This window comes from Thioclava sp. F42-5, from assembly GCF_002213195.1.
GTDB lineage: Bacteria > Pseudomonadota > Alphaproteobacteria > Rhodobacterales > Rhodobacteraceae > Thioclava > Thioclava nitratireducens.
In genome coordinates this window covers 143,029-165,397 of sequence record NZ_NBNZ01000005.1, presented here as the reverse complement: position 1 = coordinate 165,397, position 22,369 = coordinate 143,029, and the positions used below count along the sequence as shown (strand labels likewise).

Genomic DNA, 22,369 nt, shown 5'->3' with positions numbered 1-22,369 from the left:
GCCCGATGTGCTGCCTAGAATGGGATGGATCAAGAGGAACCGCCCCGAATGAGTAAAAGCGACCCGCAAAAGACGCCGGATCGGCGGATGCGTGGCTTTGAAGCCGCGGGCGGGCTGCTGCGCAACCGGATCCGAGCCGCGGGCGAAGCGCGGGGTTTCGCGGTGTCGCGTCTGCTGACCCATTGGGCCGAAGTCGTGGGTCCTGAGACGGCCGCGCAATGCCGCCCGGTGAAGATCGGCTACACGAAAGGCGGCTTCGGGGCGACCCTTACCCTGCTGACCACCGGAGCGGCGGCGCCGATGCTGCAGATGCAGCTGCCGCAAATCCGTGACAAGGTGAATGCCTGCTACGGCTATAACGCGATCTCGCGTATCTCGCTGACGCAGACGGCGCCGACCGGCTTTGCCGATGGTCAGGCGCAATTCGCACCGAAACCGAAACCTGAACCCAAGGCGCCCGATCCCCGTATCATCGAAGAAGCGAAGGCGCGCGTTGCGGAATGTAGCGATGCCGGTCTGAAATCGGCGCTGGAAGAACTGGCAAGAAACGTTCTATCGAAGTCCGCAGAGCGGGCTGGACAGAAGAAAGGCAGATAAATGAGCAAAACTCTTTCGATCCTCGGCGGCGCGGCCGTTATGGGCCTCCTCGCTACGGGCGGCTGGTACGCCAGCCAGCATAGCGAAGCGAGCCTGATCACTGCGGCGCAAGCGCAGGAAGCCACGGCGAGCAAAGATGTCGAGACTCTGCCCGACGTGGTTCTCGGTCAGGAAGATGCGCCGGTCACGGTGATCGAATACGCCTCCTTCACCTGCCCGCACTGTGCGGAATGGCACAAGGTCGAGTATCCGCAACTGAAGAAGAACTACATCGATACCGGCAAGGTGAAGTTCATCCAGCGCGAAGTCTATTTCGACAAGTTCGGCGTCTGGGCGGGTCTGATCGCGCAGTGCGGCGGCGACCCGAAATATTACGCGATCTCGGACATGATCTATAACAAGCAGAAGGAGTGGATCGGCGACGGCAAGCCGCAGACCATCGCGGACAATCTGCGCAAGATCGGCCTGCAGGCCGGGCTGAGCAACGATCAGGTCACCGCCTGCATGAACGACGAGAAGCGCGCCGAGAAGATGGTCGCGACCTTCCAGAAGAACGCGGGCGACGACAAGATCGACGCGACGCCGACCTTCATCATCGATGGCGAGAAGCATTCCAACATGGCTTGGGACGACTTCAAGAAGATTCTCGACGGCGAGCTGGCGAAGCAAGCCAACTGAGCTTTTGTACAGATCAAGCGAAGGCCGGTCCCGCGGGGCCGGCCTTTCTCATATCCCGAGTTGGTCGAGCGCGGCGTCGAGCTCTGCGGAGTTGTCGATCGCAAGCCGCACGGGCAGCGCGAGAACCTTCGGACGGAAGCTGTCGGGCAGGCGCACCGCATCCTTCTCGGTCGTGACCATCTGCGCGCCGAGCATGTCGGCCTCCGTCTCGATCCGCTGCAAGAGGCGCGTCGTGAAAGGCTGGTGATCTTCCAGCGCCTCGCCGCGCAGCAGGTTAGCCCCGAGACCGCGCAGCGTGGCGAAGAATTTCTCGGGATGGCCGATGCCCGCGAAGGCGAGGACGGGAAGCCCTTCCCAATCCATGCCCGTCTGCAGCGGCGCGAGTTGGCCCGTCAGGTGCGGTTTAGAAATTCTGGAACCCCAGAAATTCGTGAAATCGGCCTGTGCGGTCTCCGGTCCGATAGACAGCAGGAAGTCCGCGCGGGCCATCCCAGCCTCGATCGGTTCGCGCAGCGGTCCGGCGGGCAGACACCGCCCGTTGCCGAAACCCTTATGGGCGTCGACCACCACGATGGAGAGGTCTTTCTCCAGCGTGGGGTTCTGATGGGCGTCGTCCAGAACGATCACCTGTGCCCCGGCGGCGACCGCGGCGCTCGCCCCGGCAGCGCGGTCTCGCGCGACCCAGACCGGTGCGAAGGCGGAAAGCAGCAACGGCTCGTCCCCGGTCTCTTCGGCGCGGTGGCTGCGCTCGTCGACCCGCACCGGCCCTTCGAGCGATCCGCCATAGCCGCGTGTGACTACATGCGCCGTCACACCGCGTGCCGCCAGCCGCTGCACCAGCCAGATCACCGTCGGCGTCTTGCCCGTCCCGCCCGCGTTGATATTGCCGACCGAGATCACCGGCACGTCGAGCCTCAGACCCGGCTGCGCCACGCGCCGCTTCGTCATCGCTGCGTAGATTGCCCCAAGCGGAGACAGCAGCCGCGCCCGCAGGCCTGGCGCATCGGGGGCGTTGAACCAGAAACCGGGCGCGCCCATCACGCCACCCTTGCGGGCTGAGTACCCGACAGGATCTCGGCAAGATCGCGGGCGATGGTCTCCACCGCACCGGCCCCGCCAGACGTCACGGCCCAGGCGTTATGGGCGAGTTGGGCGGAGCGTTCGGGCGCGATCAGGTCGGCCACCACTTCGGGCAGATCCTCCGGCACCACGACGCCGCGACAGGCTTTCGCGGCCTCGAGCCGCAGGTAATCCTCGCGGAAAGGCGCAAGTTTCGGGCCATGCAGGATCGCCGAGCCAAGTGCCGCCGCCTCGACCGGTGAGCGCGGCGACTGTGCGGTCCCCGACAAAGTGCCGCCCATGTAGCTAAGCGCGGCGAGCCGATACCACAGCCCGTATTCCTGCGCGTCGTCCGCGATGAAAATCTCGGTCGTCAGTTCCGGCTCGCCCTCGAGAGAGCGGCGCGCGACCGACCAGCCCTCGGCGGTCAGTTGCGCGGCAAGGGTTTCGCCTTGGGATTCATCATCCGGCACGAGCAGAAGCAGCAGCCGATGCGCGTGGCGCTGAGCGTAGCGATGCGCCGCCGTCACCGGGCCGACTTCGGCCTCGGGCACGGCTGCGGCCAGCCAGACCGGACGCGCGCCCATCGACTCGGCCATCGAGGCGCGCTCGGCCTCGGACCCGTGAAGCGGCTGCGGTGGCTCGCCGAGCGCGCCATCATTGACCACGATTACCGGGCCGCTCAATCGGTCGTCCACCCGTTCTAGGCTCGCCTCGTCTCGCAGGTAAATGCGGTCGATTCGGCCCAGCAGCGCCAGCGAGACATCGTCGAGCCGCAGCCCGTCCTGCCCGCCGAATTTCGCGTCGGCCAGCACGCTGGCGATACCGCGGGTTTGCGTCTCCGCGATCAGGGCGGCGGGCAGCGTTTCGTCCATGATGAGCACGAGATCGGGGCGCCACGCATCCAGCACGAGACGGACGGAGGCCGGGCGATCCTCGGGGGCGGCGCGCAGGAAAACCTGATCGGGCAGCCCATCCGGCGCGCTCTCCGAGCCGCGCACCGTCATCGCGATGCGGATATCGGGCATCCGCGCCGCGACCCTGCGCGCGACCAGCCCGGCGGCCTCCGCGCATGTCCCCGCAGCCCAGATCCACAGTAGCGGGGCGTCGGCGCGATCTTCCCCCTGACCGGCCTCGACCGCGGCTTTCGCCTTGGGTCCCGCAGGACGCAGGGCCGAGAGCCGCAGTCTGAGCCAGAGAGGAAGAGAGCCCGCCATGCCAGCCTTAGCTGCCGAGCTCTTCGGTGGTCGAAACCTCGAGCTCTTCGTCGCGCAGGCGATGCAGGTGCGCGATGAAGTAGCGGGTGTGGGCGTCGTCGACGGTACGCTGCGCCTCGGCCTTCCACGCGGCATAGGCGGAAGCGTAGTTCGGATACATCCCGACGATATGGATATCGTCGACATTCTTGAATTCGGTGCGGCTCGGGGTCACCAGCTCGCCGCCGAAGACGAGGTGAAGACGTTGCGGGGTCTTTTTGGCCATGTGAACTCCTGTCGGCTTTTCTGCGGCGCAGAGATTACGCTTTGCCCTCACCCTTCACAAGGAGAGGGCCGGGGCCGCACGTAGCCGTTACCGCGCCAGTCCCAGAGACTCCAGATATTCCGCGCCTTTTCTCACCCCAATCTCGTCATTCACTTCGAGGATCAGGCGAGGCATCTTGGGCAGCTTGCCAAGCGCCTTGAACACCGAATGCCACGCGATCGTGCCCTCGCCCGGGTGCCAGTGGCGGTCGCCATAGCCGTCGATATCCTGCAGGTGGACATGCTCCAGCGCCGCGCCCGCCGCATGGACGAACACATCGACCGGCGGCGCGCCGCAGCGGCGATGCATGAACTGCGCATGGCCCGTATCGAGCGAAACCTTCACCGCTTCGCTCTTCATCTTCGCGGCCAGTTCGACGCGAAGGTTCGGCGTGATGTCCTCGCAATTCTCGATGACCAGCGTCACGCCCAGTTCCTCTGCCCTTTCGATCACCGGGGTGAGGACATAGCGCACGCGTTCGACCTGAATGAACGCGTTCGCGGGGTTCTGCTCCAGATCGGCCTCCTTCCAGAGGGTGTAGGGCGAGTGAATCACCATCTGATCGCCGCCCAGTTCCGCCGTGATCTCCAGCACACGCAGCATCCGGTCGCGAATGATCTCGATGATCTCCGGGTCGGCGCAGTCGATGTTGAAGGAGGTGAACGGCCCATGCAGCCCCAGCCGTCCGGTATAGCCGTCGAGCAGGTCTTTCGCGCGTGCCACCATCTTGCGCAGGTCCGCATCCGTCGCGTTCGGCCAGCAGAAGCTCTGCAATTCCAGATCGCGCTGATCGGCGACGATCCAGTCGCGATGATGCGCGAGCATATCGAGGCTCAGCGCAGCGCCGAGCAGCGGTAATTCCTTGGCCATGGGGTCCTCCTCCGGATCGGATGCTCGCGCAAGCCGCGGGGCTTTTCAATCCCGTGAGCGCGCTATATCGGAACGTCATGAAACGCAGCCTGCCCGAGTTTTACGAGTCCATGGTGGAGAACGGGGACCTCAACCCCGATCCCGCCCAACGCGCCATCCTGCCCGAACTGGAGCGCGTGCGCCGCGCGCTGGAAAATGCCCCCGCCGCCGAGCCGGTGAAACGCGGCTTCTTCAAGCGCAAGATCAAGCCGGTCGAAGGCGTGCGCGGCCTCTATATCTGGGGCGGTGTCGGGCGCGGGAAATCCATGCTGATGGACCTGTTCTTCGGCCAGACCGACGTGCCGAAACGCCGGGTGCATTTCCACGCCTTCATGCAGGAAGTCCAAGGCAAGCTCGACGATGCGCGCCGCGCCAATACCGTGGATGCGATGCGCCCCGTGGCCGAAGCGGTGGCGGGCTCGCTGCGGCTGCTGTGCTTCGACGAGATGCAGATCACCGATATCGCCGACGCGATGATCGTGGGGCGTCTGTTCGAGGCTCTGTTCGAGCGTGGCGTGACTATCGTTACCACCTCGAACCGCGTGCCCGAGGACCTCTACAAGAACGGACTCAACCGGCAGCTATTCCTGCCCTTCATCGGGCTGATCCGCGAGAAGCTCGACGTCTACGAGTTGGCCTCCGAAAACGACTATCGTCAGAACCGTCTGGCCGGGCAGCAGGTCTATTTCACACCGGCGGGCCGCGAGGCGCGCGCGAAGATGGATGCGCTTTGGGACGAGCTGACCGGGGGCGATCATCACGGCAAGCTCGATATCCCGGTGAAGGGACGCACGGTCGAAATCCCGCATTTCCACAACGGGGTCGGTCGTGCGAGCTTCTGGGATCTCTGCGCGCAGCCGCTGGGTCCTGCGGATTACCTCGCCATCGCGGATGCGGTGAAGGTGCTGTTGCTCGATGATATCCCGCTGCTCTCGGCCTCCAACTTCAACGAGGCGAAGCGCTTCGTCACGCTGATCGACGCGCTCTACGAGGCCAAGGTCCGGCTGATCTGTTCGGCCGCGGACGAGCCCGAGCGGCTTTACGTCGAAGGCGAAGGCACGTTCGAATTCGAGCGCACCGCCAGCCGCCTGCGCGAGATGCAGGCAGACGGCTGGGCGGCGGAGGCTTAAGCCAGCATCTCCGCCAGAAGCGGGCGCACCTTGGTGCCGTAAAGCTCGATCGTCTTGCGCAGATGCGCGGGGTTCTGCGGCCCGCCGCTGTATTTCAGCGTGAATCGCGACAGACCCAAGGCTTTCACCGTCCGCGCGATCTTGCGCGCCACGGTTTCCGGGCTGCCGACGTAGAGCGAGCCATGCTCGATCTCCGACAGGTAGGCCTCGCGCCGGAATGGCGGCCAACCGCGCGAGCGCCCGATCATGTCATGCATCCGCGCGTAGCCTTCGTAGAACTCTTCCTGCGCGATCTCGTCGGTCTCGGCGATATGGCCGGGAGAGTGGACACCGATCTTGCCGGGCTTGGTGCCCAGCTGCTCATGCGCGCGGTGATAGAGGTCGACATGCGGTTTGAACCGGGTCGAATCCCCGCCGATGATCGCCAGCATCAGATCCATCTGCATCGCGGCGGTCTCGACCACCGATTGCGGCGAGCCACCGACCCCGCGCCAGATCTGCAGCGGCGTCTCGGGGCGCGGATAGACTGTGACGTTCTTCAGCGGCGGGCGCATCTGCGCATCGAAGCTGACCTTCTCCTGCGTCGCAAGCAGATGCAGGATCTGCGACTTCTCGGTGAACAGCGCCTCGTAATCGTTCAGGTCGAGCCCGAAGAGCGGGAAGCTCTCGGTAAAGGAGCCGCGCCCGATGGTGATCTCGGCCCGCCCCGGCGCCAGCGCGTTCAGAGTGGCGAAGCGCTGGAACACGCGGATCGGATCGTCCGAGGACAGCACCGTCACGGAGGTGCCCGCCTTGATCTTTTCGGTGCGCGCGAGGATCGCAGAGAGGATCGGCTCGGTCGAGGAGATTGCGAAATCGGGGCGGTGATGTTCGCCCAGACCGATGTAATCGAGCCCGACCTGATCGGCGAGCTCGCCTTCGGCCAGCGTGTCGCGGATCACCTCGGCATGGCTGCGCAGCAGGCCGTCCTCGCCGCGCGTCACATCGCCGAACGTGTCGATCCCAAGCTCAAGCTGCATGGTGGTCTCCTTTCCTGTTCACGCGAAGATAGGGGCGCGGGCGCAGGTGAGCCACCGGCATACTCGCACAGAGCTCGTGCAAGGCCGCAGCTTCAGCCGTTCTCGCGCAGCACCCGGCCCGCGAGATAGAGCGAGCCGCAGATCAGGATGCGGGCATGCGGATGGATCGCGACGATCCCCGCGATGGCCGAGCCGACCGAGGCCGCCGGGCGTGCCTCGATGCCGACCGCGCGCGCCGCTTCGGCGGTGTCTTCCGCCGAGAGGGTGTTCGCCTCGCCAGGGATGGACACGGCTAGAAGGCTCGCTGCGTGAGGGGCCAGGGGACGCAGATACCCGGTCACGTCCTTGGTATTCAGCATGCCGCAGATCAGGTGGGTCGGGCGCTGCGGCAGCGTGCCCAGCGTCTTCGCGATCATGTCGCCCGCCGCCGGGTTATGCCCGCCATCGAGCCAGACCTCGGCCTCGGGCGCGCCGTCGACCAACGGTCCGTGGCGCAGCCGTTGCATCCGCGCGGGCCATTCGGCCTTCGTCACGGCCGCCTCGCAGGCGGCTTCGTCAAAGCCCAGGTGCCGCAGCGCCGCGAGCGCTGCCCCGGCATTCGCGATCTGATGCGGGCCGGGCAGGTTCGGCAGCGGCAGATCGAGCAAGCCGTTCTCGTCCTGGAAGATCAACCGGTCGCGCTCTTCCCAGACCTGCCAATGCTGGCCATGCACCAGAAGCGGCGCGCCGAGCTTTTCCGCCCGCGCCTCGATCACGTCGAGCGCCCCCTCCTGCTGGGGACCGACCACGCAGGCCACGCCGCGCTTGAGGATCCCGGCCTTCTCGCCCGCGATCTCGGCCAGCGTCTCGCCAAGGAATTGCTGATGGTCGATCGAAACCGGCGTGATGATGCTCAGCGCGGGTTTGTCGATCACATTGGTCGCGTCGAGCCGCCCGCCGAGACCCACTTCCAGCAGCGTGTAGTCCGCAGGCGTCCGGGCAAAGGCCAGAAGCGCCGCCGCCGTCGTCACCTCGAAGAAGGTGATCGGCTTGCCGCCATTCGCCGCCTCGACCTCATCGAGAAGCGCGGCGAGATCGTCCTCTGAGATCAGCGCTCCGGCGATCCGGATACGTTCGTGGAAGCGCGCAAGATGCGGCGAGGTATAGGCGTGGACGCGCTTGCCCGCAGCCTCCAGCCCGGCCCGGATCATCGCCTGGGTCGAGCCCTTGCCATTGGTGCCCGCGATATGGATCACCGGCGGCAGGTCGCGCTCGGGATGGTCGAGATCCTCAAGCAGCCGCTCCATCCGGTCGAGAGACAGGTCGATGACCTTGGGATGCAGCGCCATCAGGCGGTCGAGAATGTCATCGGAGCTTTGCGTCATTGGCCCCTCCGGCCTCAGATGGCGGACCGGGGAGGGGGCGCTGCCCCCGCGGCTGGCGCCGCCCCCCGGGATATTTCAGCCAATACGAAGATCAGGTCTTGGGCTTCGCCTCGGCCTCGGGAGCCGCCTCGGCGACCGCTACCTCGGGGGCCTTCTCCGGCGCGGGCAGATCGCCCTTCACCGCAGGCGGCAGGTTCATCAGCATGCGCAGGATGGTGATCAGTTCGTCGCGCATCTTCATGCGATGCGTCACGCGGTCGAGCATCCCGTGATCGAGCAGATATTCGGCGCGCTGGAAGCCTTCGGGCAGCTTTTCGCGGATCGTCTGTTCGATCACGCGAGGGCCCGCGAAGCAGATCAGCGCATTGGGTTCGGCGATATGCACGTCGCCCAGCATTGCGTAGGAGGCGGTCACGCCGCCGGTCGTCGGATGGGTCAGAACGACGATATAGGGAAGGCCCGCTTCCTTGAGCATCTGCACGGCGACAGTGGTGCGCGGCATCTGCATCAGCGACAGGATACCTTCCTGCATCCGCGCGCCGCCAGCCGCCGAGAACAGCACCAGTGGACGCTTGAGCTTCACCGCACGCTCGGCCGCCGCGATGATCGCGTTGCCGACATACATGCCCATCGAGCCGCCCATGAAGGTGAAGTCTTGCGCGGCCGCGACGATCGGCGTGCGCCCGATCTCGCCCTCGGCCACCAGCATCGCCTCTTTCTCGCCGGTCGATTTCTGTGCCGCCTTCATCCGGTCCGGATAGCGTTTCTGATCCTTGAAATGCAGCGGATCGGCGATCGGTTCGGGCACTTTCACTTCGGAGAAGATGCCACCGTCGAACAGCGCCTCGAAGCGCACGCGGGGCGTAATCGCGAGGTGATGGTCGCAATTGGTGCAGACGTTCAGATTGTCCGACAGCTCCCGGTGGAACAGCATCGTCCCGCATTCGGGACATTTCGTCCAAAGGTTCTCGGGCACTTCGCGGCGCGAAAACAGCGAGTTAATCCGAGGACGGACGTAATTGGTGATCCAGTTCATCGTAAGAGCCTCTCGCTGGGGCGGGTCGGTTTGGCTTGAAATACGCCGCCCCTGCGTGAATTGCAATCAGACGCGCAGGGTGAGGCGGATCAACAGCCACGCGATCAACAGGTGCAGCATGTCGAGAACGAGCCACGGCAAGAGGTCCCACAAGTCGCGCGTATTGATCACGATCGTGTAGAGCGCCAGCCCGTCGAGCTGACCGTAGAAGCCCACAAGGAAAAGCGAGCCGAAGTTATTGGCGAAATGCAGCGCGAGGGCGGCCCCGAGATTGCCGGTGCGCGCGGTCAGGTCGCTCGCGAGGCAGCCGAAGCCGAAGGCCCAGAGCGCGGGCCAGAACGCGTTGCTGCCATAAGTGCCGGGCGAATAGTGCAGCGCCCCGAAGAGCGCCGAGGGCAGGACCATCCAGACTAGGGGGCTGCGCCAGCGCGCTGCGAGCTGCTGTAGCAGGTAGCCGCGAAACAGGACCTCTTCGGTGGCGATCTGGACGAACAGAAGCGGCAGTGCGATCGGCGCCCAGCCCAGCACGTTCATCAGCGAATTGGAGCGGGCCGTGGATTCGCTGAGCTGGGTGAGCGCGAAAGAGAAAAAAGCAAAGAGCAACAGCGTCGGCAGCACCTTCGCAAATGTCGAGAGGCTCTGCTTTCCGAACAACGTCGCCGCCGCGCGGTGGTGCAAGTGGCGGCTGACGAGGAAGGTCGCGATCAGAAGCGGCGCGAAGGTTGCAAGCAGGATGGCGAGGCCGCGCGGGGTCGAACCATGGGCGATTTCCTGAAACAGCCTGAGCATCGAAAAATCGTCGAGCATCGAGGAGAAGAACAGGATCATCGCCCAGCCGCTGAGCAGGTAGAAGGCGACGATCACGCCCAGCCCAAGCATCCCGCGCCAGATCTGGGTATAGGGTTTCGCAGGGGCCGCAAAAGCGTCGAGCGGCGCATATCGGTGGGTCCGCGCGATCACGACGCGGCCTTCGCGGAGGGGGGGACGGTTTCGGAGCGCGAGTGGGTCATCTGGGTCTTCCGCAAGGCTATGGGTCGGTGATAGCGGCTGCGGCCCCGTTGAGGCAACGGCTTTACTTTTCGCGGCGCGGGCAGGACAAGAGGCGGCTGTCTTCTGACCGGGGTGCAAATGTTTGAACTTCCTCTCGATCTGGTGGTGATGCTGATCGGCGCGGCTTTCGCGGCGGGGGTGGTCGATTCCATCGCGGGCGGGGGCGGGCTGATCACGGTGCCGGCGCTTTTGCTGGCGGGCGTGCCGCCGGTGCAGTCGCTCGCGACGAACAAGATTCAGGGCACGTTCGGCGCGGCGACGGCGGCGATCTCCTACGCGGCTTCGGGCCATGTGGTGCTGCGAAAACAGTTACTGGCCTCCGTGATCGGGTTCCTCGGAGGGCTCGCGGGGGCGCTTCTCGTGTCGCGCATCCCGACCGACAAGATCGAGATCGCCCTGCCGTTCATCCTCGTCGCAATCGCCGCGTTTTTCGCTTTGCGGCCTGGTTTGGACGACACGGATCGGGTGCAGCGTATTCGGCCCGGCCTGTTCACCGCCGCCTTCGTGCCGGTGATCGGCTTTTACGACGGTCTGATCGGGCCGGGGACGGGCTCGTTCTTCATGATCGGTTTCGTGACGCTGGCGGGTTACGGCGTGCTCAAGGCGACGGCACATACGAAACTGCTGAACTTCTCGTCGAATATCGGGGGGCTGACGGGGTTCCTGCTGGTCGGCTCGCCGCTCTGGGTGCTCGGCATCGCGATGGGGCTGGCGCAGATCGCCGGGGCGCGGCTAGGCTCGCGGCTTGCGATGCGGGTGGGCGCGCGGCTGATCAAGCCGCTGCTGGTGACGACCTCGACGTTGCTGGCCGCGAAGCTGCTTTGGGACCTGATGTAGACCCTATCCCGGCACCTGCGACAGGATCGTGCGCAGCCGCGCGAAACTACCCGCGATGCCGTCGGGGGCGGGTTCGGCAACGAAGGCGTCCAGCTCGGGCCAGACCTTGATCGCCGCGTCGATGCGTGTGTCCGAGCCTTCCGCATATAGGCCCGCCTGAACCATCATCTCGGCCCGGTCATAGGCGCCGAGCAGGCTGCGCGCCTTGCCGATCAGCCGGTTTTCCTCGGGATCCGCCGCGTCGGGCAGCGAGCGCGAGACCGAACGCAGCAAATTGATCGCCGGGAAGCGCCCACGCTCCGCAATCTCGCGCTCCAGCACGACATGCCCGTCGAGCACACCGCGCAGGATATCGGCGATCGGCTCGTCCATATCGGAACCGGCCACGAGGACCGAGAAGACACCGGTGATGTCGCCCTGACCCTCGGCGCCGGGGCCCGCGCGCTCGCCCAAGGCCATGATCTGATAGGAGGTCGAGGGCGGATAGCCGCGCAGCGATGCGGGCTCGCCCCCGGCCAAAGCGACCTCACGATGGGCTTCCGCAAAGCGCGTGATCGAGTCGGCGAGGAAAAGCACGTGCTGGCCCGCATCGCGGAAATGCTCGGCCACGGCCATCGCGGCCCAGGCGCAGCGACGGCGCACCAGCGGCGATTGATCCGAGGTTGCGGCGACGATCACCGCGCGGGCCATCCCCTCCGGGCCAAGGGTCTTTTCGACGAATTCCCGCAATTCCCGGCCGCGTTCGCCGATCAGCGCGATGACGACGATATCGGCAGACACCCCGCGCGCGAAACTCGCCAATAGCGAGGATTTTCCGACGCCCGATCCCGCGAAAAGGCCGACCCTTTGGCCTTGGACCAATGGCAGCATCGTGTCGAAAGCGGCGAGTGACGTCTCCAACCGGCCGCCCAACCGCTTGCGCTGGGCGGCAGGCGGAGGGCTTGCGCGCAATTCGCGCTCGCGCGCGCCGTGGATCAGCGGTTGCCCGTCGAGCGGCTTTCCGAACGGGTCGATGATGCGCCCGACCCAGCTGTCATGCGGAGCGATCCCGCCCTGACCGAGCAGCTCCACCTCGTCGTCGATCGCCACGCCATCGGCGGCTCCGTCTGGCAGCACGGTGACCGCCCCGCGCGTCAGCGACAGAACTTCCGCGCCGATCTCGCGCCCGCTTTGGCAGCGAATCGTCGCGCGGTCGCCTAGGGCCGCCGAACGGTCGAGACCACTGACCTCGATCATCCCGCGCCGCACCTCGCGCACGCGCCCGACGGCGTGGGCGCTGGCGATAGCGCGCATTTCGGCGTGCAACAGGTCGAATCCCGCAAATGCCATTCTGGCCTCCGATGTTCTCGAAAGGTTTTCTAAACGATTCGCTCTTAAAGCTTGGTTGATAGCTCGGAGGAGAAGCCCCGATGTTCGAGAAGATTGAGATCATGAAAATGGCCAGTGCGATGGCCCGACACGCAGCAGCCCGCCAGAACGCGGTTGCGGAAAATATCGCCAATGCGGACACGCCCGGCTACGCGGCGCGGGATCTGCCGCCTTTCGAAGACCTCTATCGTAGCGAGGTCGGCGGCGACCTGCGCGCGACGCGGCCCGGCCATATCGGCGCCGCGTCGACGATCACGACCGGACCGGAACCGCTCGCCTCCCCCGGGGTGACCTCGCCCGATGGCAATGCCGTTTCGCTGGAAGAGGAGATGGTCCGCTCGGTCGAGGTGAAGCGCGAGCATGACCTGTCGCTCGCGATCTACCGCTCCTCACTCAACATCTTGCGCAGTTCGCTTGGGAGGGGATGAGGATGACCGATTTCACTCAATCCATGGCGCTCTCCGCCTCGGGCATGAAAGCGCAGGCGATGCGGCTTCGGCACAGTTCCGAAAATATCGCGAATGCCGACACCCCCGGCTATCGCCGCAAGATGGCGGCCTTCGAGGAGGTCGTCGAGGCGGGCGGACGAACCGGGGAGGTTGCGCTCGGCCCGGTCCGGCTCGACCGTACGGAACTCACACGTATTTACGATCCTGGCCATCCGATGGCCGACGAGAACGGCTACTACGACGGCTCGAATGTCGATCTGGTGGTCGAAATCGCTGACGCGCGCGAAGCGCAGCGCAGCTACGAGGCGAATTTGCGCATGTTCGATCAGGCCCGGCAAATGTCGGTCTCCCTGCTCGAACTGCTTCGCCGCTAAGGACCGAGGAGATCTAGAATGGATTTGAACACCTCCCTTGCAACGCAAAGCTACGCCCAGGCCCGGGCCGCTGTCCCGCCGAAAACGGGTGGTTCCGGGCCGGGCCCCCTTTTCGAACAGGCGGCGAGTTCTTTCGTCGATGCGGTAAAGGCAGGCGAAGACGCCGCCAAATCTGCAATGACGGGCAAGGCCGATCCGCACGCGCTGGTGCAGGCCCTCGCGCAGAGTGAACTCGCGATCGAGACCGCGGTGACCGTCCGCAACAAGGTCGTCGAGGCCTATCAGGAAATTCTCAGGATGCCGGTGTGATGCAGGACGCGATTTTCTTCGACACGCTCCGGCAGGGCCTGTGGATCGCCGTGCTGATCGCGGCGCCGCTGCTGTCGGTCGCCCTTGTCGCCGGGGTGACGATCGGCCTCTTTCAAGCGTTGACCTCGGTGCAGGAAATGACGCTGACATTCGTGCCGAAAGTGGGCGCGATGCTCGTCGTGTTCTGGGTGTCGATGAGTTTCATGTCGGAAAAGCTGGTGGAGTTCTTCACCCGCACCCTCCTGCCGATCATCGCCGGGGGCTAAGATGGATAACGCGATCTATGCCACGCTGACGCGGCAATCCGGCCTGATGCGCGAAATGCGCACCGTCGCCAACAACATCGCGAATGTCTCGACGACGGGCTTCCGGCGCGAAGGGGTGATTTTCTCCGAATACCTTTCGGGGCTCGAGGGCAACGAGCCTTCGCTGTCGATGGCGCGCGCGCATGGCCGCATGATCGACCGGAGCCAGGGGGGGCTGACCCAGACGGGGGGGGCCTTTGACTTCGCGATCGAGGGCGAGGGGTTCTTCATGATCGAGACCCCGCAGGGCAATCAGCTGACGCGTGCGGGAAGCTTCATTCCTTCCGCCGCAGGCGAGTTGTTGACGCCCGACGGCTATCGCCTCCTCGATTCCGGCGGCACCCCGGTGGCGATCCCGTCCGGGGCGAGCTCGGTCGCGCTCGCGGCCGATGGCACGCTGTCCAACAATGGCCAGCCGATCGCGCAGGTCGGCGTCTATCTTCCCACAGATCCCAGCGGATTGCGCCACGTCGGCGGCACGCGGTTCACCGCCGAGGCGGGCGCCGAACCCGTCGAGGGCGCAGTGCTGATGCAAGGTTTTCTCGAAGACAGCAACGTCGATCCGGTCACCGAGATCGCACGCATGATCGAGGTCCAGCGCGCCTACGAGATGGGACAGGCCTTTCTCGAACGCGAAGACGAACGAATTCGCAGCGTCATCCAGACGCTCGCCCGCTAACAGGAGACCATGACATGAGAGCGCTTCAGATCGCGGCCACCGGCATGAGCGCGCAACAGATGCGCGTCGAGGTGATTTCCAACAACCTCGCGAACATGTCGACCACCGGCTACAATGCGCGCCGCGCCGAATTCGCCGATCTCTTCTATCAGCAGGCGACCCGCCCTGGCACGATCAACGCGACCGACGGGACGACCATTCCCGCCGGCGTTCAGCTCGGCCTCGGGGTGCGCCCGACCGCGGTGACGGTCAATGTCGCGCAGGGCTCGCTCAGCGCCACGGGCGGCGATCTGGACGTCGCGATCGATGGCAATGGATATCTGGAGGTGATGCTGCCATCGGGCATCTCCGCCTATACGCGCGATGGTGGGCTGAAACGCAACGGCACAGGCCAGATCGTGACCTCCGACGGCTACCCGGTCATGCCCGAGATGACGATCCCGAACGATGCTCGGGCGATCGCCATCAACGCTCAGGGCGAGGTCTATGCCTATTTCAGCAATCAGGTGGCGCCGCAACTATTGGGGCAGTTCACCCTCGCGAATTTCTCGAACCAGAAAGGGCTCGAGGCGATGGGCTCGAACCTGTTTCTCGAAACCGGGGCCTCGGGGCCACCCAACGTGAACACGCCCGGCGCGGACGAATTGGGCACGCTGCGGCAGGGCTATCTGGAGGAAAGCTCGGTCGATCCGGTGCGCGAGATCACGGAGTTGATCAAGGCGCAGCGCGGCTACGAGCTGAACGCGAAGGTGATTTCGGCCGCGGACCAGATGCTCGGCGCAACGACGCAGGTGCGCTGATGCTGTTTCGGGCGATCCTGATTGCGCTAGCCGGCCTTTTGACAGGCCAAGCTTCGGCGGACACGCTCGTCGCGCTCCACACTTTGCGCGCGCGCACGATCGTCACGCGGGCGGATGTCGGGCTGCGGCCGGGCGAAGTGGTCGGGGCGTTGAGCGGGTCGGAGGAGGCCGTCGGCCTCGAGACGCGCACGGTGATCTATGCCGGGCGCCCGATCCGCGCGCGCGATCTCCGCCAACCCGCGATCGTCGAGCGTAACCAGATCATCCCGCTGCTGTTCCGCCTCGGATCGCTTGAGATCCGTACCGAAGGCCGCGCGCTCGACCGTGCCGGGATCGGAGAGACGATCCGCGTGATGAACGCGGCCTCCAAAACCGTGGTGTCCGCAACGCTTGGCGCGGATGGAACCGCCCATGTCGCGAGATGACGGGACCCGAAAGAGGAATTCGCGATGAAATCTCCTGCACTGTTGCTTCTTTCGATTGCGCTTGTCGCCTGCGGGCGGCTCGAACAGGTCGGTAAGGCCCCCGATTTCACGCCGGTCGAAGGCGGGAACGAGTTCTATGCCATGGCCTCCTCGCCGCTGCCCGCCACGACCGTGGCCCGCACGCCCGAGCAGGAAGCTTCGCTTTGGTCGGGCGCGCGCAACTCGCTTCTGGGCGATCAGCGCGCCGCCCAGCGCGGTGACATTCTCACGGTTGTGATAGAGATTAACGACAAGGCTGAAATCTCGAATTCCACAGGCCGCTCGCGTAACGGCTCCGAAACGATGGGGGTGCCTTCGATGCTGGGCATTCCGCAGCGCATCGACAAGCGGCTGCCTGCGGGAGCGAACATGGCCAATGCCGTCGCGACCAATTCGAACTCCTCCTATTCCGGCGACGGGCAAGTGTCGCGCAACGAGAAGCTGACCCTTCGCGTGGCCGCCACGATCATCGAGACACTCCCGAACGGCGTGCTGCGCATTCAGGGGAGCCAGGAGGTGCGAGTGAATTTCGAAGTGCGAGAGTTGATCGTCACCGGCTTCGTGCGCCCCGAGGATGTGAGCCGCCAGAACGAAATCACCTATGACAAGATCGCGGGGGCGCGGATTTCTTATGGTGGGCGCGGGCAGATCACCGATGTGCAGCAGCCGCGTTACGGCCAGCAGATCGCCGATGTTCTTCTGCCGTTCTGAGGTGCCTTGATGCTTGGCAAACTTCTCCCGCTTCTCCTTGGTCTGATCGGCCTCGCCGGCGGTGGCGCGGCTGGCTATTTTCTGCGTCCCGCTCCGCCGCCCGCAGCCCCCCCGACGGCCCCCGCCGCTGCGGAGGCGGAGGCGGGCAAGTCTGCTGCCGCAACCGACTCGCATGGTGACCCGGTCGCCGTCGCTAATGGCGCCGGAGGCGAGGTCACCTCCGAATTCGTCAAGCTCAACAACCAGTTCATCGTGCCGCTGGTGACCGAGTCGCACATCTCCGGAATGGTTATCCTTTCGCTGAGCCTCGAGGTGAAGGCGGGCGAAACCGAAGCCGTTTATCGCGCCGAGCCGAAACTGCGTGATGCGTTCCTTCAGGTGCTGTTCGATCACGCGAATACCGGCGGGTTTCAGGGTCTGTTCACCGATTCTGCGAACATGTCGCGCTTGCGCCGGGCCCTGACCGAGACGGCCCGCAACATTCTGGGCCCGAGTGTTCTTGCGGTTCTGGTTTCTGATATCGTGCGTCAGGACAGTTGAGCGCAGGCCGCCCAGCGGCGAACCGCGAAAAACCAGAGCCTCCGCGCCTCAGCGGGGCATTTCGCGTTTCGGGCGACCCAGTTTCGTGACGACGTCATGTCGGCCGACCGCGCGTGCAGTCGCGTCATGCTGCTTCGCGATCGCGGGATTCAGCTCGTCACGCGCAGCGCGAAGCCGCGTTTCTTCCAGCGAGAGATACCGGAGATAAGCGAGCGTGTTTTGCCCGAATGTCGGGTCCAGCGCGAGCGTCGCCCGGCTCGACCGCTCTTCTGCTTGCAGGCTCGCAATGCGCAAATCGAGCGCGCGGGCCTGGGCGTTCAGCCGTGCGAGCGCGGCGAGTTCCGCCTCGCTTTGCATGCGCGTCAACCGGGCGAGTTTCGTTAGACGCGCGACCTGCAGTTTGCTCATTTGCGCCATGCCGCGCCTCTACCCGCCGCCTTGCGCATCTTCTCCGCGAAGCGGATCGCGGCCGCGACGGGTTTGTAATGCTCGGGACGGATTTCCTCTCCGATCTCGATTGCCGCGAAGAGCGCGCGCGCGGTCGGCGGATCCGAATGCAAGGGTACCGCGTTCTCCGCCGCGATTTCGCGTATCCGCGCCGCGATCGCATCGACCCCTTTCGACAGGCAGACCGGGGCGCGACCCGAGGCGCGATTCCATTTCAGCGCGACCGCATAGTGGGTCGGGTTGACGATCACGACGTCGGCCTTGGCGGTGTCGGGAACCGATTGCCGCATCGCAAGCTCCATCCCCTTCTGGCGCCGCTGCGCCTTGAGATGAGGGTCGCCGTCGGATTGCTTCATCTCGTCGGTCAGTTCCTTGCGCGTCATCCGGTTGCGCCGCAGGAATTCCACTCGTTGCCAGAGATAGTCGACGACGCCTATCGCTGCGGCGAGCGCGGTTACGATCATCAGGAACTCGGCGATCATACGAAACAACACGCCCGCGATCTGCACCGGTTCGAGATGCTGCGTCAGAAAGATCAGCTCCGCGCGCGCCCTGAGGTAGAGAAAGAGAGTCGTCGCGATCACGGCGAGTTTCGTCACGCTCTTGGCGAATTCGAACAATCCGCTGCGGCCGAATTTCTGCGCAGCATTTTTCAGCGGATTGATCCGGTTGAGCTTCGGTTGGATCTTGTCAGGCGCGACAACGACCGCGCGTTGCGCCCAATAGGCGACCAGCGCGGCGACCATCGGCACCACGAAAAACGGGGCGAGCGGCAGCAGGAGTTCTCCGATCACGCGCCCGCCCATGGCCGTCCCGCCACCGAAGAACTGCGCGGCCATCTCATCGGCGCGATCGAGCATTGCCATCGCGCCGCTGCCGAACCGCGTGAGGCTGAAGATGCCAAGGCCAAGAAGCGTCGCGAGAAAACTGCCGTAAACGGCAGCGACCGAAATATCGGAGGAGCGCACCAGATCGCCCTTGCGACGCGCGGCCTCCAGCTTGTGCGGTGTCGGGGCGAATTCCTTTTCGCCGCCTTCGTCCTCGCTCATCGCACCGCTCCGAACGGGTTGGCGAGGAAGGCCATGACCGCCTCGCGCCAGATCGCGATCGCGGTCGGAGCGCAAAGCGCGAGCAGGATCAGGCCGCCCCCTGTCAGCGCCGGAGCGCCGACGAAAGCCACCATGAGCTGCGGCATGGCACGGTTAATCGCGCCGAGCGCGACGTTGTAGATCAACCCGGTGACCGCGAAAGGGGCGGCAAGCGTGAAGGCCAGCGAAAACGCTTGCGCGATGCCTGAGACGCCCCAGCTGCGCAATGCCTCGGGGTTGGGCCACTCGCCGACGGGCAGAACGTCGTAGGTGCCGATCATGAACTCGATGAGCCGGACATGAAACCCGAGGCTCATAAGCACCGCGATTCCGGCGATCATCAGCAGGTTTCCGATCGCGGGTTGCGGCTCGCCGCTCATACCGCCAAGCAGTTGCGCAAGCGAGCTCGACTGTGCCGCCATCGTGCCCGCAATCTGCAAGGCGAATACGAAAGCGCGCAAGCCGAACCCAAGGAACAGGCCGATCGCGATTTCCGAGATCAGCCAGATCGGCGGGCTTGCCCCAAGATCGACAGTGGCGAGCCTGGGGACGAGAGCCGGGATCATCACGAGCGTTATCGCGAGTGCGACGCCGGTCTTGATCCGCGCCGGCAGGCTGGTTTCGCCAAATCCCGGGGCCATTGCGACGATCCCGCCGACCCGAAGCAAGATGACGAAACCTATCAGCAAGAAACTTTGCGTTTTCTGCAGAATCTCTGCGAGTTGATCTAGAAGCGGCGGGCTCATGCCGGAACCTGCCCGACCATCGCGGGCCGCGCCTCGAGGCCAATTTCCTCGTAGCTCAGAACCGGCGCGTTCAGACCTTTTGCGTTGATGACGGTGCGCAGAAACCGTCGCCTGCGTCCCGAAGAGACGAGCGCCGGGAACGTGCCCGCCTGTGCCGCGCCAGCAAGTTTTTCGGCGATATTCGCAGCGAGTTTGTTGAACAGATCGGGCGGTAAAGCGACATCGCCGCTCGCGTCGCCGCCGATCGTGTATTTGCCGAACCGCTCCTCCCAATCGGGCGCCAGTTGAATCAGGGGGATCGTGCCGTCGTCGCGCCGCAGATCGGCGACGAGCTGGAAACCGAGACGCTGGCGAACGTGCTCGCAAATCTGCTCCGGGGTTTGCAGGTGGCGGGCCTCCGAGATCGCCTCGACGATCAACAGAAGGTTTCGGATCGAGACCCGTTCATCGAGCAGCAAGCGCAGGACCGCTAGAAGCAGGTCGATCGGAACCTTGTCGGGTATCAACTCGTCGAGGACGCGCCGATTGGCCTGCGCGCGCGTCGGATCGGAGAGGTTCGCGACCTCGTCTAGCAGCCGCCGCAACGCCCGTAACGTCATCAAACGCGAGAAATTCGCCTTGATTACCTCGAGAAGGTGCGTCGCGAGCACCTCCGTCGGCCCGACCACCGTCGAGCCTGCGAGCGCCGCATCCTCCTGCTGATGAGCGGGCACCCAAAGGGCTGGGGCGTGGAAGACGGGTTCGCGCACCTCTTCCCCGTCGGGCAGGAAATCGCGATTGTCCGCGATCAGTGCCAGCACATGCTCCGGCATCAGCCGGTCGCGCGCCTGCTCCACCCCCTGAACGCGGATCCGATAATGTCCAGGCGGCAACGTCGCGTCGTCGGTCAACCGAATTTCCGGCAGGATCAGCCCGAAACTCGCCGCGACATGGTTGCGCATGTTCGAAATCCGCGCGTCGAGACCTGTGGCGGGATCGAGCGCCATCTTCACCAGATCGGGGGCGAATTCGACATGGATGTCGTCGATGTCGAGCACGTCGCCCATCGACTTCTGTTTCGGCCCGGTGTCGGGCGTGGGCATCTTCATCGCCTCGCGCCGGGCGCGCGCCCGCTCTGCGCGCCGCAGCATGAAGGCAGCCCCGCCAAGGAGGACGGCTCCCGTGGTGAAGGGCACGAAAGGCAGCCCCGGCACGAGACCGAACAGCGCCATCAGGACCGCCACGGTGGTCAGCGCGGCCGGATATTTACCAAGCTGGCGAAACAATTCCAGATCGGTGGAGCCTTTCGCGCCGCCACGCGAAAGCAGGATCGCCGCTGCGATCGAGATGATGACCGCGGGTATCTGGCTGACGAGGCCGTCGCCGACCGTGAGGATCGCATAGGTTTCGAGCGCGCGATCGAGCGGCATTCCATGCACCACCGTGCCGATGATCAGACCGACGACGAGGTTGAGCAACGTGATCAACAAACCTGCGACCGCGTCTCCTTTCACGAATTTGGACGCGCCATCGAGTGAGCCGAAAAAAGTGGTTTCCGCCTGTTCGCGTTCGCGCCGCTCCCGCGCTTCGGCGTGGTCGATCGCGCCCGCATTCATGTCGCTATCGATCGCAAGCTGCTTGCCCGGCATGGCGTCGAGCGCGAAACGCGCGCCGACTTCTGCCATGCGCCCGGCGCCTTTCGTGATCACGATAAAATTCACGATCAGGATCACGCAGAACACGACGAGCCCGATCAGGACCGAGCCGCTCATGATGAAATTCGCGAACCCCTCGATCACACCACCCGCCGCGCCGGTGCCTGTATGGCCGTTGCCGATGATGAGTTTCGTCGAGGTAACGTTAAGCGAGAGCCGCAACATCAGCGTTGCGAGGAGAATCGTCGGAAAGGCGGAAAAATCGAGCGGTCGTTCGATGAACAAGGTGACAGTGAAGATCAGGATCGCGAGGGCGAAGGAGGTCGCCAGGCCGATGTCGAGAATCCAGGAGGGCACCGGCAGGATCATCATCGCGATGACCGCCATCAGTGCGAGCGCCAGCATGATGGTGGGTTGAAACGCACGGTGCACGAGCGGCGACGCCATCACATTCCTCGCGCTTTTTGCGCGGCTCGGATGAAGAGCGAGGCTCCCGGAGCACCGCCCACGCCTGGAGGCTCTGTTCCTTCCGAGCGAAGCAGGAGGGGATATTGGTTATCCCTGCTTTGCGCCGACGGTTCGGTTCGTGCCAATACGATCTCCGGAATCTCAGGCGCCCCGGCGGTTGCCCGCGTGGCGGAGGTATTCACCACCTTTTCAGGTTCGACCTTGCCTGCGAGCTTGGCATGAAGACGCGCGAAGCGTTCAGAATAGCGCCTCGCATATTTCGGCGTGCGCGAATGATAGGCCCCGGCAGCCTTCGTCCAGTCCCCGGTTTCGGCATAGAGAGATTTCAGAAACCGCGCCGCATATCGTGCATTTGTCAGCGGGTCGAACATGTCTTCGATCGAAAAAAAATGCTGCCCATGCCATTTGAAGTTGATCTGGAAACAGCCGACATCGAAACTTCGCGCGCCGCGTTTGAATTCCTTGAATACGTAAGCCAGAGCCAAATCCCGGGAGTCGAACCAGTGTCCCGCCCCCTCCATATTCACGGTCCAGGGCCAGGGCTGGAAGCCACCTGCTCCCTTGCGACCCGTCTCATTCAACGAAATCGCCATGAGTACCGTGTAAGGCACATCGCTTTCGCGCGAGGCTTGTTTCGCGGCGGCCTCGCATCGCTGGTGCTGCCCCGCCGCGGATAGCGGGGTGAGGGTAAGACATAAGATATAAAGTGCCCGCCGAAACCAAGGCATGGGATTTTCCCTTTGCAGTGCAATTCTTGCGACCCCAGACCTAGCGGGCAAAGCTTTAG

Annotated in this window: 27 protein-coding genes; 13 read left to right on the top strand and 14 right to left on the bottom strand. The window is 64.6% G+C overall.

Features of this window, described 5'->3' with window-relative positions; translation table 11 throughout:
* Positions 1–48: 48 nt before the first annotated feature.
* Together B6V74_RS14260 and B6V74_RS14255 are read left to right on the top strand one after the other, a co-directional pair.
* Positions 49–597, top strand: a complete 549-nt coding sequence (locus B6V74_RS14260) for a DUF721 domain-containing protein (protein ID WP_075775240.1) — start codon at positions 49–51, stop codon at positions 595–597.
* A complete protein-coding gene (locus B6V74_RS14255) occupies positions 598–1,275 on the top strand; it encodes a DsbA family protein (RefSeq protein ID WP_088723170.1) in 678 nt (225 codons plus the stop codon).
* A gap of 48 nt (positions 1,276–1,323) precedes the next feature.
* Here the strand turns inward: B6V74_RS14255 and lpxK are convergent, their stop codons facing one another.
* The 4 genes from lpxK to B6V74_RS14235 all read right to left on the bottom strand — a co-directional run bounded on the left by lpxK (position 1,324) and on the right by B6V74_RS14235 (position 4,725).
* Positions 1,324–2,313, bottom strand: a complete 990-nt coding sequence (gene lpxK, locus B6V74_RS14250) for a tetraacyldisaccharide 4'-kinase (RefSeq protein ID WP_088723169.1) — start codon at positions 2,311–2,313, stop codon at positions 1,324–1,326.
* Positions 2,313–3,551 carry a glycosyltransferase N-terminal domain-containing protein gene (locus B6V74_RS14245; protein ID WP_075775243.1) on the bottom strand — a complete coding sequence of 413 codons (1,239 nt, stop codon included), beginning with the start codon at positions 3,549–3,551 and terminating at the stop codon, positions 2,313–2,315. The genes lpxK and B6V74_RS14245 overlap by 1 nt, the downstream gene beginning before the upstream one ends.
* 7 nt (positions 3,552–3,558) lie before the next feature.
* Positions 3,559–3,816 (bottom strand): DUF4170 domain-containing protein, encoded by a 258-nt coding sequence (locus B6V74_RS14240; RefSeq protein WP_075775244.1) that lies wholly within the window; start codon positions 3,814–3,816, stop codon positions 3,559–3,561.
* An 87-nt stretch (positions 3,817–3,903) separates the two neighbouring features.
* A complete protein-coding gene (locus B6V74_RS14235) occupies positions 3,904–4,725 on the bottom strand; it encodes a sugar phosphate isomerase/epimerase family protein (protein WP_088723168.1) in 822 nt (273 codons plus the stop codon).
* A 77-nt stretch (positions 4,726–4,802) separates the two neighbouring features.
* On the opposite strand from B6V74_RS14235, the gene zapE reads away from it, so the two are divergent.
* Positions 4,803–5,894, top strand: a complete 1,092-nt coding sequence (gene zapE / locus B6V74_RS14230; protein WP_088723245.1) for a cell division protein ZapE — start codon at positions 4,803–4,805, stop codon at positions 5,892–5,894.
* Here the strand turns inward: zapE and B6V74_RS14225 are convergent.
* The 4 genes from B6V74_RS14225 to B6V74_RS14210 all read right to left on the bottom strand — a co-directional run bounded on the left by B6V74_RS14225 (position 5,891) and on the right by B6V74_RS14210 (position 10,273).
* Positions 5,891–6,913, bottom strand: a complete 1,023-nt coding sequence (locus tag B6V74_RS14225; RefSeq protein ID WP_088723167.1) for an LLM class flavin-dependent oxidoreductase — start codon at positions 6,911–6,913, stop codon at positions 5,891–5,893. The two genes, zapE and B6V74_RS14225, sit on opposite strands and share 4 nt — an antisense overlap.
* Positions 6,914–7,005: 92 nt before the next feature.
* Positions 7,006–8,277 (bottom strand): folylpolyglutamate synthase/dihydrofolate synthase family protein, encoded by a 1,272-nt coding sequence (locus tag B6V74_RS14220; RefSeq protein ID WP_088723166.1) that lies wholly within the window; start codon positions 8,275–8,277, stop codon positions 7,006–7,008.
* Positions 8,278–8,368: 91 nt separating this feature from the next.
* Positions 8,369–9,313, bottom strand: coding sequence for an acetyl-CoA carboxylase, carboxyltransferase subunit beta (gene accD / locus B6V74_RS14215; protein WP_075775248.1), 945 nt, complete (start codon positions 9,311–9,313; stop codon positions 8,369–8,371).
* A gap of 66 nt (positions 9,314–9,379) precedes the next feature.
* Positions 9,380–10,273: a type II CAAX endopeptidase family protein gene (locus tag B6V74_RS14210; protein ID WP_088723165.1), complete on the bottom strand. Its 894-nt coding sequence runs from the start codon at positions 10,271–10,273 to the stop codon at positions 9,380–9,382.
* 168 nt (positions 10,274–10,441) lie between these two features.
* Between B6V74_RS14210 and B6V74_RS14205 the strand changes: the two genes are divergently transcribed.
* On the top strand, positions 10,442–11,200 hold the full coding sequence (locus tag B6V74_RS14205) for a TSUP family transporter (protein ID WP_088723164.1): 759 nt from the start codon (positions 10,442–10,444) through the stop codon (positions 11,198–11,200).
* A 3-nt stretch (positions 11,201–11,203) separates the two neighbouring features.
* Here B6V74_RS14205 and B6V74_RS14200 read toward each other — a convergent pair whose 3' ends face one another.
* Positions 11,204–12,529, bottom strand: coding sequence for a FliI/YscN family ATPase (locus B6V74_RS14200; RefSeq protein ID WP_088723163.1), 1,326 nt, complete (start codon positions 12,527–12,529; stop codon positions 11,204–11,206).
* Positions 12,530–12,609: 80 nt separating this feature from the next.
* On the opposite strand from B6V74_RS14200, the gene B6V74_RS14195 reads away from it, so the two are divergent.
* From B6V74_RS14195 to B6V74_RS14155, 9 genes are read left to right on the top strand one after another with little or no spacing between them, the layout of a single operon-like run.
* Positions 12,610–12,996, top strand: a complete 387-nt coding sequence (locus B6V74_RS14195; RefSeq protein WP_088719876.1) for a FlgB family protein — start codon at positions 12,610–12,612, stop codon at positions 12,994–12,996.
* Between the two features lie 2 nt (positions 12,997–12,998).
* On the top strand, positions 12,999–13,391 hold the full coding sequence (gene flgC, locus B6V74_RS14190; protein WP_088723162.1) for a flagellar basal body rod protein FlgC: 393 nt from the start codon (positions 12,999–13,001) through the stop codon (positions 13,389–13,391).
* 18 nt (positions 13,392–13,409) lie between these two features.
* Positions 13,410–13,700, top strand: a complete 291-nt coding sequence (gene fliE / locus B6V74_RS14185; RefSeq protein ID WP_088719874.1) for a flagellar hook-basal body complex protein FliE — start codon at positions 13,410–13,412, stop codon at positions 13,698–13,700.
* Positions 13,700–13,966, top strand: coding sequence for a flagellar biosynthetic protein FliQ (locus B6V74_RS14180; RefSeq protein ID WP_088719873.1), 267 nt, complete (start codon positions 13,700–13,702; stop codon positions 13,964–13,966). Before fliE ends, B6V74_RS14180 begins: the two co-directional genes overlap by 1 nt.
* A 1-nt stretch (position 13,967) precedes the next feature.
* Positions 13,968–14,684: a flagellar hook-basal body complex protein gene (locus B6V74_RS14175; protein WP_088723161.1), complete on the top strand. Its 717-nt coding sequence runs from the start codon at positions 13,968–13,970 to the stop codon at positions 14,682–14,684.
* A 14-nt stretch (positions 14,685–14,698) separates the two neighbouring features.
* A complete protein-coding gene (flgG, locus tag B6V74_RS14170; RefSeq protein ID WP_088723160.1) occupies positions 14,699–15,484 on the top strand; it encodes a flagellar basal-body rod protein FlgG in 786 nt (261 codons plus the stop codon).
* Positions 15,484–15,909, top strand: coding sequence for a flagellar basal body P-ring formation chaperone FlgA (gene flgA / locus B6V74_RS14165; protein ID WP_088723159.1), 426 nt, complete (start codon positions 15,484–15,486; stop codon positions 15,907–15,909). Before flgG ends, flgA begins: the two co-directional genes overlap by 1 nt.
* Positions 15,910–15,933: 24 nt before the next feature.
* Entirely contained in the window at positions 15,934–16,659 is a 726-nt protein-coding gene (flgH, locus tag B6V74_RS14160; RefSeq protein WP_075775259.1) for a flagellar basal body L-ring protein FlgH, read from the top strand.
* Between the two features lie 9 nt (positions 16,660–16,668).
* Positions 16,669–17,199, top strand: a complete 531-nt coding sequence (locus B6V74_RS14155; protein ID WP_075775260.1) for a flagellar basal body-associated FliL family protein — start codon at positions 16,669–16,671, stop codon at positions 17,197–17,199.
* 48 nt (positions 17,200–17,247) lie between these two features.
* Here B6V74_RS14155 and B6V74_RS14150 read toward each other — a convergent pair whose 3' ends face one another.
* The 5 genes from B6V74_RS14150 to B6V74_RS14130 are packed head-to-tail and all read right to left on the bottom strand — an operon-like array spanning position 17,248 to position 22,310.
* Positions 17,248–17,616, bottom strand: coding sequence for a hypothetical protein (locus B6V74_RS14150; RefSeq protein WP_075775261.1), 369 nt, complete (start codon positions 17,614–17,616; stop codon positions 17,248–17,250).
* Positions 17,604–18,695 carry a flagellar type III secretion system protein FlhB gene (locus B6V74_RS14145; RefSeq protein ID WP_088723158.1) on the bottom strand — a complete coding sequence of 364 codons (1,092 nt, stop codon included), beginning with the start codon at positions 18,693–18,695 and terminating at the stop codon, positions 17,604–17,606. The genes B6V74_RS14150 and B6V74_RS14145 overlap by 13 nt, the downstream gene beginning before the upstream one ends.
* Complete coding sequence (locus B6V74_RS14140) at positions 18,692–19,480, bottom strand: flagellar biosynthetic protein FliR (RefSeq protein WP_088723157.1); 789 nt, start codon at positions 19,478–19,480, stop codon at positions 18,692–18,694. Before B6V74_RS14140 ends, B6V74_RS14145 begins: the two co-directional genes overlap by 4 nt.
* Positions 19,477–21,561, bottom strand: coding sequence for a flagellar biosynthesis protein FlhA (flhA, locus tag B6V74_RS14135; protein WP_088723156.1), 2,085 nt, complete (start codon positions 21,559–21,561; stop codon positions 19,477–19,479). The genes B6V74_RS14140 and flhA overlap by 4 nt, the downstream gene beginning before the upstream one ends.
* Positions 21,561–22,310 carry a transglycosylase SLT domain-containing protein gene (locus tag B6V74_RS14130; protein WP_088723155.1) on the bottom strand — a complete coding sequence of 250 codons (750 nt, stop codon included), beginning with the start codon at positions 22,308–22,310 and terminating at the stop codon, positions 21,561–21,563. The genes flhA and B6V74_RS14130 overlap by 1 nt, the downstream gene beginning before the upstream one ends.
* Positions 22,311–22,369: the final 59 nt, after the last annotated feature.